The 12556-nt window shown below is 68.2% G+C and carries 8 protein-coding genes; 2 read left to right on the top strand and 6 right to left on the bottom strand.

Annotation, left to right across the window (positions count from 1 at the left end):
• Window positions 1-103: 103 nt before the first annotated feature.
• Window positions 104-1846, bottom strand: a complete 1743-nt coding sequence (locus NE236_RS36815) for a translocation/assembly module TamB domain-containing protein (RefSeq protein WP_252846895.1) — start codon at window positions 1844-1846, stop codon at window positions 104-106.
• A gap of 34 nt (window positions 1847-1880) precedes the next feature.
• Window positions 1881-2246: a hypothetical protein gene (locus tag NE236_RS36810; RefSeq protein WP_252846894.1), complete on the bottom strand. Its 366-nt coding sequence runs from the start codon at window positions 2244-2246 to the stop codon at window positions 1881-1883.
• A gap of 143 nt (window positions 2247-2389) precedes the next feature.
• Here NE236_RS36810 and NE236_RS36805 point away from each other — a divergent pair, with 143 nt between their 5' ends.
• Complete coding sequence (locus tag NE236_RS36805; protein WP_252846893.1) at window positions 2390-2578, top strand: hypothetical protein; 189 nt, start codon at window positions 2390-2392, stop codon at window positions 2576-2578.
• A gap of 893 nt (window positions 2579-3471) precedes the next feature.
• On the opposite strand, the gene NE236_RS36800 is transcribed toward NE236_RS36805, so the two are convergent.
• Genes NE236_RS36800 through NE236_RS36790 form a run of 3 tightly spaced genes read right to left on the bottom strand, consistent with a single transcriptional unit; the run spans window position 3472 to window position 10162 of the window.
• Window positions 3472-6717 (bottom strand): galactose-binding domain-containing protein, encoded by a 3246-nt coding sequence (locus NE236_RS36800; protein ID WP_252846892.1) that lies wholly within the window; start codon window positions 6715-6717, stop codon window positions 3472-3474.
• A 2-nt stretch (window positions 6718-6719) separates the two neighbouring features.
• Window positions 6720-9356, bottom strand: a complete 2637-nt coding sequence (locus NE236_RS36795; protein WP_252846891.1) for a hypothetical protein — start codon at window positions 9354-9356, stop codon at window positions 6720-6722.
• Complete coding sequence (locus tag NE236_RS36790) at window positions 9353-10162, bottom strand: carbohydrate ABC transporter permease (protein WP_252846890.1); 810 nt, start codon at window positions 10160-10162, stop codon at window positions 9353-9355. Before NE236_RS36790 ends, NE236_RS36795 begins: the two co-directional genes overlap by 4 nt.
• Window positions 10163-10275: 113 nt before the next feature.
• On the opposite strand from NE236_RS36790, the gene NE236_RS36785 reads away from it, so the two are divergent.
• Window positions 10276-11463, top strand: coding sequence for an RNA-guided endonuclease InsQ/TnpB family protein (locus NE236_RS36785; RefSeq protein WP_252846889.1), 1188 nt, complete (start codon window positions 10276-10278; stop codon window positions 11461-11463).
• Between the two features lie 39 nt (window positions 11464-11502).
• On the opposite strand, the gene NE236_RS36780 is transcribed toward NE236_RS36785, so the two are convergent.
• Complete coding sequence (locus tag NE236_RS36780; RefSeq protein ID WP_252846888.1) at window positions 11503-12480, bottom strand: carbohydrate ABC transporter permease; 978 nt, start codon at window positions 12478-12480, stop codon at window positions 11503-11505.
• Between the last annotated feature and the right edge of the window lie 76 nt (window positions 12481-12556).

The raw sequence follows: 12556 nt of genomic DNA, 5'->3' as shown, positions 1-12556 counted from the left end.
CGGCCCAGCTCAGGGCCGAAGTGGCATAAGAGCGCCTCCACGCTTTGAGGGGATTGACAGTACAGAGGTTTCCGTCGGCTGGTCGGCGTGCCGGTAGTGGTACCTACTGGCGGTTGATCGTGCGGGTGATGCCTGCGAGGACGGTGGTGGCGAGGATCCAGCCCGCGGCGATGAGCAGGTACGAGAGCCACTGGTACGGGCCTTGCGGGTTGAACGCTTTTGCCTGGCCGAAGTCCACGATCGGCAGTAGCAGGTTCAGGGTGTAGATGACTGGGTTGAAGCCGGGTGCCTTGCCGTGTTCCAGCGGCGGCGGGTGGTGCAGCCCGAAGGTCATGGTGCCGATGGCCAGCAGTACGGCCAGCCAGGCGGCCGCGCGCATCGGTCGGTAGCCGTAGCCGACGGTGGCGTCCTGCAGATATCCCCAGACCTTGGCGTACCAGGGAAGGGTGGAACGGTGCCGGCGTTGCTTTGCCAGTTGTACGAGGCGTGCCGCGGCATCGTCTCCGATGCGGCTGTACGCGCCGGCGAGTTGCTCATAGGCGTGCGGAACGTAGCCGTCCTCGTCGCGTTCCAGGAGTTCCAGGCGTTCACGCGCGGGCAGGTGGGGAGTCAGTCTGCCGTAGGTCAGGCCATCGAGCTTGACGGAGCCGGGCCAGACGCCGGGGGCGGCGTGGAGGAGATCGAACTGCGCACGGCGCAGGTTGACCGACCCTACGATCGGCTCCGCATCGCGCAGCCAGCACTCGGCCGCCGTGCAGCCACTGGCCTGCAGAGCCATGCCGCCCGCATTGGCGAGCCTGGCGTAGGCGAGGTTGAGCTGGCCTGTGATCTTCGCTCCCCGCAGGTCCACTCGGCCGTCGGCGCGTAGCCGCATCCCCTGAAGATCCGTGCCGACGGCGAGGTTCTCGGCCTGCAAGGCGGTGCCGGCGGGATCGGTGAGCGTCGCGTCGTCGAGGTTCACGACCCCGGCGATGCGCGCGCCTCTGAATCGGACATGTCCTTCGGTTTGCATCCGGACGCAGAGCATGTCGAGCCCGACGTTGATCACTGGGGCTGTCAGAGCGGGGCCACCAGGGTTGGTGAGCGCGGCGTTTGAGACGTTGAACGAGCCGCCGATCCGGGCGCCGGTCAGCCTGATCTCTCCGTGGGAGGTCAGGCGTTCGCCATAGATTCCCGAACCGATGGTGAGATTGACTCCCCGTAGGCAGACCTCGCCGGGGTTGGTCAGTTTGGCGTTTTGGAGGTTCAACGCGCCGCCGATGTGCGCCCCGTCCAGCCGGACCTGCTCGGCTGCGCTGAGGCATGGGCCCCACAGGTCATGTTCGATGTGCGCCGGATTGAGCTGGAGAACTTCGCCCTTTCCCGAGCCGAGGCGGGCGCCGTCCAGCAGGAGCGCGCCGGTGATCCTCGCGCTGACCAGCCGTACCGTTCCGAGGACGTGGCAATCGGTGAGGTGCAGAGCACCTTCCATCTGGATCTCGGTGGCGACCAGATCGGGAAGGACCGACCCGGAGAAATTGAGCTGGCGGGTCCGCGCGGCGTACAGGTTCGGCGCCTCCTCGAAGTAGCAGGCTCTGAGGCGGACGGGATGCATGACGACCGCGTTCCGCATGTCCAGCGGACCGGTGATGCGGGCGCCGACGATCCGCAGCGCGGGTATCTGGGCTCGACCGGCACCCTCGCGGAGGAGCAGCGTACGGAGAACTTTGGCACGGATGGTCCGTTCGGGGCCCCAGGACGCACCGTCGGCGGGATCGTCATCGCCGTCGCGGAAGTCGACCTCGTCGCCACGGGGAAAGGCCCGGTAGACACGGCGTTCTGCGGTTGTCAGATCTTTGGCGTCCATCGCGCGGACACTCTCGTGTCACGCGTCTCCGGTGTCAATACCCGATGATCGTCGGGTTGGGCTTCGCCGGCAGGGGCTGGTTGGCTGCGTCTCGAAACTCTATTTGAGGCGAACTTGTGCTTCGATGACCAGCCGGTCGGATGAAGATGCCGGTCGTGGCGCCGTAGATGTGGTGTGTATCCCGCCGGGGCACCAAAGTCATCATTTTCGAACCTCGGCCAAGATCAACAGGGTCGAGGTTCGTTGCGTTGAGCGGCTGTTCGCTACGTAGGTCTTCGGCGAGCAGGCTGGCCCAGGGCTCCCGGATGACGGCACCTGCGACCTTCACGCCGTCGAGATCGTCCGTGACGAGCAGCTTCTCGAAGAATGCTTGGTTGGCCAGCCGCCGGACCCGAGCCAATCAGGTGTGACCGGGTTTCCTGCGATGGCCGATACGCGGTGCGTACGGACAATCCCTTGTGCGTGCGCTAAACGGCACGCGGAACACACAGCCAAGGAAACCCGAACAGTCGGCCACACACCGACTATCACCAGGAGGAAGACATGGCGCGACGCGGAGGAGACGACGAAGACTGGGGACGTCACTCCCCTGACCTCCCGCAGCAGGCCGCCAATCTCAAGGGCGGCGTCGCGAACGGGGACGTAACCCTCAATGGCGCGGTCAGCTCCCTCGCCACGGCAAACGGGATCTCGGAGAGCAAAGCGAAGGAGCTCATCGAGAACGCCGACTAGTCCCGATTGCTGAACAGGTCACCGCCCTGGCCGGCTGGTGACCAACGAATCCCGGTCCCTCGCTCAGGCGAGGGACCGGGATCTTTGATTCCGGCGGAGGCATAAAACTAGACACCGGTGACCGCCCTCGCGTCACCGATAGCGGATCCACGATGGACTTCCACCGCACAGAGATCACCCTGTCAACGACGCTTGAATCCTGGCTCTGGCACGGACGCAACTGCGAAAACTCGCTCGGCCGGTACGCCTTGGGGCCAGCTCTGCGTCCGTTGCCGCTTGAGCCACACTGGGCACCACGCCCAGAAGGCACCAAGCGGGTGCACCGGGACCCTCCCAGCTCACCCGAGTCGCGATCGGGGGCCGGAAACCCGGAGCGGCGGCCGGTCGGCGAGAAGCGCGTGGTCCCCATCCCGCCAAGCCAGGACACCACTACCTCAGCGATTAGTCCCAGGTCAGCCAGCAGCAACTGCTGCACGGGGTCTGGGGTCCCTCGGACGAGAACGAGACCGGCTTCGGTCCTTTTAAAGGGCCAGAGATGAAAGAGTCCCGGCGGGAGTGGTTCAACAGAACCACCCCGCCGGGATCAGTTGATCAGGGTTCCTCAGACGGAGCCCTCATGCGGTGTCGTTGGTCACCGCCCCGACGGCTTCGGCGCCGGTTCCACCGGCCAGCTCGGCCCGATGGGCTGCGGCGGCTCTTCCGGCGTGGTGCCGAGCGGTTCGAACGGGATTCGACCGTGAAGCATGAGGTTGTCCTTTCCTTTGGGCGACCGTCGGTCGCTGCTTAGAGAACTACCGTCCGCGGTGCGCGATCTTGCGCAACCTCACTATTCGGCTGCATCACGGCCGGCAAAGCCGCTACAGCGGACCCACCATCGGCGCCCTCCCGGCTGTCTACCGGCTCGAGATCCGATAGACGCCGCCCTTGGTGGTGCCGAAGGAGATGATCCCGCCGGTGATCGTGAACCGGACCGGCCCTCCGTGTCCGTCGGTGACCGAGACCCGTTCACCCGGCCAGGGGTTGGCGAGCTTGAACGGCAGGCCCGCGTCGCTGGTGATCTCCGTGGTCTCGACGACGCCGTGCCGCCGAGCACTGGTGATCTCGAACGCGCCCGGCTGTCGCAGCCGGTAGAAGGCGGCGTCCTTGCCGGTCGGCCACTCCGGGAACAGAACCGTGATTCCCTGGTCGGTCTGTACCAGCAGGTCGTTGACCGCCTCGGTCGTACCGGACTTCTCGATCCCGTGGTACGGGTCGGCGATGCGCAGGTTGGCGGCCATGCTCTCGCGGAGCTGCGCGTCCAGCTTGTCGATCAGGGACTGCGCCGGATAGCCGACCTGTGCCGCCTGGGTGAAGATCTTGACGAAGCTGTTCGCCTGCCCCCACGAGTTCATCACGTCGATGGTGTCAATCGCGGTCTTGCGCTCCGCGGCCGGTCCGTTGATGCCGAGCACCCCGCCCGGGTGGATGAACTCCAGGTTGACGGTGTTGTCGCCGGGCCGGATGTCCCGGGTGTCACCGCCCTGCATGGTGCCCGCATCGACCAGCGAGTACACCGTGGTGCCGTTGTGCACGGCCGTGGGCGGAGGCGCCAGGTGGTCCAGGATGTGCTGCCACTTCGCCCGCTTGGCCGGGTCGACGCCGAGGCCCCGGCTGCCCGAGATCAGGGTGGACAGCACGGACTTCAGGAGCCCGATGTCGGAGGAGGAATTGCGTCCCCACGCGTTCTCCTGCGGTCCGCTCCAGAGCACGTACCGCTTGGCCTGGTCGTCCCACTCCAGGTAGTTCTCGAAGAACTCGGCGACCTCCGAGAGGAACGGGTACGCCTTCTCCCGCAGGAACGTGCGGTCCTGCGTGTACTCGTAGTACGACACGAACTGGGAGGCGGCGAACAGCGAGTCGACGACCTGCTGGAGATACTGGTCGTCGGTCGTGGAGCCGAACGGACCGATGCCGACGGGGAACAGCAGTCCACCCGGAACCCCGCCGCTGGGGAACCGCTTGCCGATGTAGTCGGGCTTGACCCGGGTGAGATCGTGCTGGGCCCGCCGCCGGGCTTCCGGGACATAGGCCAGCATCGCGTCGAAGTACGGCTGTGCCAGTTCGGGCCGGTTGCTGGAGTAGACGCCGTAGAACGGGCCCGCCATGTTGTAGTTCATGTGATAGTCGCCGTTGAACGACGGGAAATCCGTCGTCGTCCAGATGCCGTACAGGCCGGGTGCGGTGTGCCCGGGGCGGCTGGCCGAGCCGATGAAGTACTGGGCCGCGTAGTAGTACTTCTCCAGGACGGCGTCGGGAACGTCGATTCCGGACTGCTGCCAGTAGGTCTTCCACCAGGACACGTCCTGGTCACGCAGCCGGTCGACGCTCTGGCCGTTCTGACCAGCGGCCAGCTTGACCGCCTCGTCCTGCGGGTCCTGGACGTTCTGGCCCCCGCCGGTGACCGCCGTGACGATGCGCACCGTCTGCCTGGGCGCGATGGTGAAGGTGGTCGCCGCGGTCGGGCCGGAGGCCGACGGCGGATCGACCGACCGCGCGCCCAGGATCCGGGTGGCCATCGCGGCGCGAGAGGTCCAGTGGGCACCGGGTGCGGTCGCCCGTGCGGCCCACATCGTCGCGTTCTCCACTCCCGCGGTGCCGGTGTAGGAGGAGTTGGCGTTGCCCGCGGCACCCGCCCAGGTGGACGACTGCAGCTTGACCGGAGCCTTGGCCTTCGAGGTGACCGAGGTGACCAGGTAGTCGGCACCGGGCGCGACCCACGTGGTCAGGTCGAGTGCGGCACCGTCAATGGTCATGGAGGTGGTGACCTTCGCGTCGAGGATGTGCTCCTCCTCGTGGAACGGGCCGCTCGCCGGTGGCGCCTCCGGGTCCTGTTGCGTCTTGGGAAGCGGGTACAGCGAGATCTGCCCGAACCGGGCGCGCGGATTGTCGATCGAGTCCTGGGTCGTCTCCTGCGTGGGCTTGGTGGTGAAGAACCGCAGATAGCGGGTCTTGAAGGACGGGACGTCCCGGTCGATGACCGCGGCGGTGTTGTCCGTGACACTGTCGACGTCGGTCCAGGTCTTACCGTCGTCGCTGCGCTGCAGGGTGACGTCTCTGGTGGTGTGGTCGTCGTTGCCCGGACGGGCGGCCGAGTCGTTCTTGATCACGTAGCGGGCGATGGACTGCTCCGCTCCGAGGTCCAGGGTGATCCACTGGGGTTTGCCGACCTCGGAGACCCAGCCTTCGTAGCCGGCGGTCCAGCGGCCGTTGACGGCCCGGTCGGGCGTGAACGTGTCGTGTGTGCTGCCGGCCTGCGCGAGAGAACCGATCGCCAGGTTCGGGTCGGCGGACGGGGCGTACAGGCTGATCCGTCCGACTCTGGCGCGCGGGTTCTGGATCGAGTCCTCGGTGGTGCCCTGGGTCGGCTCGGTGAAGTAGAAGCGCACGTAGCGGCTGGTCACCGGGGTGATCGTCTTGTTGATGACCGGCGCGGAGTTTCCCGTGACGGTGTCGGCGTCGGTCCAGGTCTGACCGTCGGTGCTGGTCTGCAGCCTGAGGTCCTTGGCCGTGCCGGCCGCATTGCCGGGCCGGGCGGCCTCGTCGTTCCACAGCACGAAGCGCCCGATGGTCCGTGGGGCGCCGAGGTCCAGCGCGATCCACTGGGGCTTGCCGATCTCGGAGACCCAGCCTTCGTAGCCGGCGGTCCATCCGCCGTTGACGGCGCGGTCGGGCGTGAAGGAGTCATGTGCGCTGCTCGCGGTGGCCACCGAGCCGAACGCCAGGTCGGTGTTCGGCGGCTTGTCAGGCGATTGGAGGGTGACTCCGCCGACCGCCGCGGGCCGCGGGTTGGGGTTCTCGGTCCAGAAGTCGCTCTTGGAGATGTAGAACGACTTGACACCAGGACTGCCACCCGAGGTCACGCCGAGGTCGCCATTGCCCAGCAGCGCGGTGTCGGGCATCAGCGGGGTGATCGAGCCCTTGTAGGCGTCGTCGTTCCACACACCTTGGATGCCGGCTAGCTTCGCCCGCATCGCCGCCCACCGGGCACCCGGGGACACGGTGCGGGCGCCGGCGGACGGCGCGGCGGCGAGGGAGAGAACGGTCAGTAGGACGGTCGCCAGCACGATGGCTCGCGATCTGAGCCGAGGGGGTCGGATCATGATCACTCCTTGGGGGGTTCCGCACCGGCCGGGGCCAGGTCGAAGCCGACGGCGCGGACATTGGTCAGCTCACCGGCCACGGATGCCGCCGAGCCTTGGGGGTGGAGGAGGCCGGCGAAGCCGGCACCGATCCCGAACAGCCCGGCGAGCACCGTCTCGGCGAACGCCACGGCCGCGCTGCTGTCACGGTTGGACACGCCGTGTTCGGCGACCCGGTAGTGCGGGCTCCGGGTGACCTCCATCGCCTGGCCCCACAGCGCTCCTGACGTCGTCCGGTGGGCGCGGGCCAGGACTTCGGCCGCGACCTCCGGCCGGCCGAGCCGGCACAGCCCGTACGCGACGTCGGCGGGCCAGGCCGCGAAGGCGCCGGCGGCACCGTGGTCGGGGCGGTCGGCGTACGGAGCGATCGGATCGTCCGGGTCGAGTGCTCGCATCCAATCGCCGTCGAGCAGGCTGCCGATGACGAACTCGGCCATCTCGCGCCGCACGCTCTCGGGTAGGACGTCCGGCATCTCGGCGGCGACCAACTGGAAGTCCAGGCAGTGCCCGATGGCCTCACGGTGATCGGGGAAGCCGATGCTCCAGCGCCCGTTCCCGGCGTAGGCGGCCAGGACCGCTCTGGCCAGTTCGGCGGCATCGGCCTCAGCCCGCTCGGCCTCGTCGATGGCACCGCGGAGTCGCAGGACGGCTCCCAGCGATCGGAGCATTCCGACGTAGCCCGCGTTGAAGGACACGACGGCGTGCCGGTAGTTCGGGACGCATTCCAGCAGTTCCCACGCGTCGTTCCCGAAGTCGGCCAGGATCCCGTCGCCGAACCGCGCACGCCGGTGCCGTGGCCGATAGGCCATGTGGCGCAGGTGGTCGAGGACGGTGCCCCCGCGTGCCGGCTCGTCGAGGAGCGCCAGGTCGCCGGTGACGCCGATGTAGGCCTCGACCACGCGGAACAGCGCGTGGTCGTTGGCGGTGTAGTGGTTACCGATCGGCAGCAGGTTGCGGGTGTCGAAGGAGTGGCACTCCTCGTACGGCTGGGCGAGCGCGGCCAGGATCCACGCGCGCGTTCCGGCGGGCTCGAGCATGGCGGCCGTGCGCGGCCATTCGGACTGGTCCCAGAAGAACGTGGTGGTGGGACCGAGGCGCGGGCCGCCGGTGAGGAACACCGGGCCGAGCGGGCTGACCTTCGTGTTGCGCATATAGATCGCGAGCAACGCGGCCAGATAGTACGTGCGGCCCAGGTCGGCGTTCTCGGTATGCAGCGTGGGCAGATGGCCGGAGAACTCATCGCCCTGCGGGTCGAACGCGCTCCGCCAGGTCCGCCGCCAGCGGCGAGCGATGCCCTCGAAGGCCGCGTCGAAGTCCGCGGCGAGCGTGGCGGCCGTGTGCCTCGCCTCGCCTGAGTCGTCGGTGATCGCGAGCACGACGCCCAGCGTCGTACGCCCGCCGGGTGGCAGGGACAGTTCCCACCGCGCGGTGCCCCGGCAGCCGTCCAGGCCGAGCTCGTCCGGTGCATGCGAGAACGCGTACGCCGATACCGCCGTCGTACGGGAGTCCGCGATGATCACCTGTGCGTCGTCGGTGATCCGGGCCTGCCAGCGCGCATCCCCCCACCAGGGAGCGGTCGCGGCGACCGGCACATCACCGGCCCGCAGCTCGGCGCCGTCGAGACCGATGCGGGCCGCGATCCGGTGCCATACCCCGGAGGGAAGCCGTTCGGCGGCGGTGACCCGTTCCCCGGCCAGGCCCATCGTGAGGTGCCCGTCCCGCAACCCGATCTGGAGGGAGTCGGGATGGTTGCCATGGGTGAGGATGACGCCGGACTGACCGGCGTGATCGAACATGACCTCGAACCGCAGCTCGGCACCGTCCCCGATCGTGACGGCCGCGAGCCGTACGTCGGTGTCCGCCTCGATCTCCGTCTCCCGGTCGGTCACCGGTTCGAGCGAGCCGTCGGGGTGGTGCAGGACGACCCGCCGGACCCGGCAGCGCACCCCGGGCGGCCGCTCGCGTACGGCGTCGGGTGCGGTGTGGTCGGGCAGCGTCGTCTCGAGGAGCATCGGCTCTTGGTCCTCGTCCCGCTGGATTCCGGGAATCCTGGGGCGGCCGAGCCGGATCGACCGGGCGTCGGGCGGGACGAGATGGGGCTGCCGTGGGTTCACAGCGGTCACCTCGGCCCGGATCCGCTCGGTGGCGAAGTAGTCGTGATGGTGGCCGGCGGTCCAGGGAGTCCCGTACAGCCAGCCCCAGTCCACCTCCGACCGCGCCGCGCAGGCCAGCAGGTCCTGTTCGACCGTGACCGAGGCCGTGACATCGGTGGGATTGCTCAGCGTCAGCCGCCACAGCACGTCCGACCGCTCGTAGCCCATGCGCACGTCGGTGCGCACGTGGAGGCGGCCGGTCGCGCCTTCGCGCTCCACCCCCCACGGCGACCAGCGCAGCCGTTCGGCGGCGAGCGGGACCGCGTCGATCCGCAGCGCACCGGTGTGATAGCCGACGCTGTACGGCGGGAAGGTGAGCCACGACAGGGAGGTCAGGTCGTCGTTCACATGTGCCTGGCCCCACTGGTTGCGCAGCGAGTGCAGATGCGCCAGGTCGTCACGTGACAGCCAGGGGCCCGCCAGCTCGTCCAGCTCCGGGACGCTCACTTGGTCGCTCCGGAGGTCAGACCGGCCACGAAGTGCCGCTGCATGGCCAGGTAACCCACCACCGGGATCACCGCCGCCAGGAACATGATCCCGAACAGTTGCCCGTAGTCGACCGAGTACTGGCCGATCGACAGGTAGAGCCCGGTCGTGATGGTCTGCCCCTGCACCGGTCCGAGGATGAACTGCGGGTTGAGGAAGTCGTTCCAGATCCACAGGGACAGGAAGATCGCGACGGTCGCGGTGGCGGGCCGGACCAGCGGCATCACGATCCGCCACCAGATCCGCAGCCAGGACGCGCCCTCCAGGCGCGCGGCCTCGATGACCTCCTCGGGCACCGAGCGCATGAACCCGACATAGACGAAGACCGCGAACGACATGTAGCCACCGCCGAGGTTGGACAGGATGAGCCCGGGATAGGTGTGGTTCAGCCCGAGGTGGCCGAGGATCTGGATGGTCGGCAGCAGCACGACCTGCGGCGGCACCATGAGCCCGATCGCCAGGAGCGCCAGGACGACCGCCCTGGTACGCCCCTTCCTGCGGGTCAGGTAGAAGCTCAGCGCCGAGCCGAGCGGGATGAGCAGCCCGACCGACCAGAGCACGGCCACCACCGAGTTCTGCAGCCCGGACTGGATCAGATGGTCGGGCCGCCGCAGCGCGACGCTGAGGTTGTGGAACGTGGGCGGGATCGGTGGTGCGGCCGGGCTGTGCTCGATCTGCGGCTGTGTCTTGAACGCGTTGACGAGGGTCAGGTAGACCGGCGCCACGAACGCCAGTGTCAGCGCCACCGCGATGACGAGTCTGGCCACGCGCCGTACGCCCGTGTTCATCGGCTTTGCGGCGTGGAGACTCCGGCCGTCGGGCTGGGGAGGAAACGCCGCTCCCTCCTCGGAATGTCGGTGGCGGTGGTTAGTGTGCGGACATGCGGTTCCGGCTTTCGCCTACGCCCGCCCAAGAGCAGGGTTTGCTGGAGCACTGTTCGCAGGCCCGATATGTGTGGAATCTCGCGGTCGAGCAGCATCAGCACTGGCAACCGGGCCGGAAGAGCGCGCCGGGCTATGCCGAACAGTGCCGTCAGCTGACCGAAGCCAGGAAGGCGTTCCCCTGGTTGGCGGCGGGTTCGCAGACGGTGCAGCAGCAGGCGTTGCGTGACTTCGCCCAGGCCATGGCGGGTTTCTTCGCGGGCACGCATCGGCGGCCGACGTGGCGTAAGGCGGGGGTGCATGAGGGGTTCCGGATCGTCGGGCAGCGCGGCCGGCACTGGGACGTGCGCCACCTGTCCCGCAAAACGGGACAGGTGTGGATCCCCAAGGTCGGCTGGGTCCGGTTCCGCTGGTCCCGTCAGCTCCCCGACGAGGCCAAGTCGTTCCGGGTGAAGCGGGATCATGCAGGTCGCTGGCATGTGGCTTTCGCGGTGATCCCGCCACCGATCAACGGGCCCGGTACCGGGGAGGTCGTCGGCGTGGACCGTGGCGTTGCCGTCTCGGCCGCCCTCTCCACCGGCGAACGGCTGTCCGTGCCCGGCCTGCGCGATACCGAGGCCGAACGCCTGCGGCGTCTGCAGCGCAGACTGGCGCGCGCAAAGCCGGGATCGAACCGCCGCAAGGGGGTCAAGACCGCGATCGCCCGGATCAAGGCGCGGGAGACCGACCGGCGTAAGGACTGGGTTGAAAAGACCTCCACCCGCCTCGCCGCCGAGTTCGACGTAATCCGGGTCGAAAACCTGATCAAGAACATGGTCCGCTCCGCGCGCGGCACCCTCACCGCACCCGGCAGCAACGTGCGGGCCAAAGCCGGGCTCAACCGATCCATCCACGCAGCCGGCTGGGGCCATCTGGTCACCCGCCTGGAGCACAAGGCACCGGGCCGGGTGGAAAAGATCAACCCCGCGTACACCTCCCAGATCTGTCACGCCTGCGGGCACTGCGCAGCGGAGAACCGTGAGAGCCAAGCGGTCTTTCGCTGTCGCGCCTGTGGGCATGTCGATCACGCGGATGTGAACGCGGCCAAGAACATCGCGGCAGGACGTGCCGTGACAGCGCGGGGAGCCCTCCAGCCGCTGGGCGGGGCTGTGAACCGCGAACCTCAACCTGTTCTCACCTCCGGGTAGAGCTGGTTAGAATCCCCCGTCTTCAGGCGGGGGAGGACGTCAAGCGGAGACCTCCCTGCGTCGGAGCAGTGTCGTCACGCCGATGGCCACCACCGCGGAGATGATCAGCAGCAGGATGGCCACGGCCGAGGCGTAGCCGAACCGGTTGTCGGTGAAGGCGACCGAGACGATGTAAAGAGCGGTCGACCGCGTCGAGTCGGCCGGTCCGCCGCCGGTGAGGACGGCGATGATGTCGTAGAGCTTGAGCACGGTGATCAGGGAGATCGTGACGCTGATCGTGGTGCCCGGCGCCATCATCGGCACCGTCACCCGCCGGAAGCGCTGCCAGGGGCCCGCGCCGTCGATCGCCGCCGCGTCGTACAGCTCGAGCGGGATGCCCTGCAACGCGGCGAGGTGGACGACGGTGGTGAAGCCGCTCAGCACCCAGGTGACCACGATCCCGATCGACAGCATCGCGTTGTGCGGGCTGCCGAGCCACGCGACGGGCCGGTCGATGATCCCCACGCTCGTCAGCAGCGTGTTGAGCAGGCCGTCCTGGGTCAGGATGGCCCGCCAGATGAAGGCGACGATGACACCGGACAACACCTGCGGGAGGAACGCGATGGTCCGCAGCATCCGGTACGGCAGCGACGACCGGTTGAGCAGCATGGCCAGCCCCACGCCGGTCACGTTCGCCGCGAGGGTCACGCCCACCGCGAGCGTGAAGGTGAAGACGAGGCCGGCCGCGAGCTGGTCATCGTGGACCATCTCGCGGTAGTTGGCCAGCCCCACGAACTTGCTGTGCGGGCGCAGCGGGTTCTCGTCGGTCAGGCTGCTCCGCGCGCTCATGAAGATCGGAACGATCAGGAACAGCGCATAGAGGCCGAAGGCCACCGCGGCGAGGCCGAAAAGGCCGCTCTCCCTCAGCCGCCGCAGCAACGGCCGGGGGAAGGGTTCCTTGCGCGCCGCGGGTGCCGGAACGGGCCGTGGCCTCATCTGCCGTGTCGTCGTCTCGGTCTTGAGGTTGTTCGGGTCCAATGACCACGCCTCGGCGAACTTGGTCGCCTTGGCGGCGTCCTTGACCTTCGAGCTGATCGTTCGACCGCCGGCTCGT

This window comes from Actinoallomurus purpureus, from assembly GCF_024055795.1.
GTDB lineage: Bacteria > Actinomycetota > Actinomycetes > Streptosporangiales > Streptosporangiaceae > Actinoallomurus > Actinoallomurus purpureus.
Note: the sequence above shows the minus strand (reverse complement) of the source record. Positions and strands in the feature narration are given on the sequence as shown.

What these genes read in the sequence shown, in the direction of transcription:
- NE236_RS36815 (WP_252846895.1), bottom strand. Translation starts at nt 1,846, where the DNA reads ATGGACGCCAAAGATCTGACAACCGCAGAACGCCGTGTCTACCGGGCC.
- NE236_RS36805 (WP_252846893.1), top strand. Translation starts at nt 2,390, where the DNA reads ATGGCGCGACGCGGAGGAGACGACGAAGACTGGGGACGTCACTCCCCT.
- NE236_RS36800 (WP_252846892.1), bottom strand. Translation starts at nt 6,717, where the DNA reads ATGATCCGACCCCCTCGGCTCAGATCGCGAGCCATCGTGCTGGCGACC.
- NE236_RS36785 (WP_252846889.1), top strand. Translation starts at nt 10,276, where the DNA reads ATGCGGTTCCGGCTTTCGCCTACGCCCGCCCAAGAGCAGGGTTTGCTG.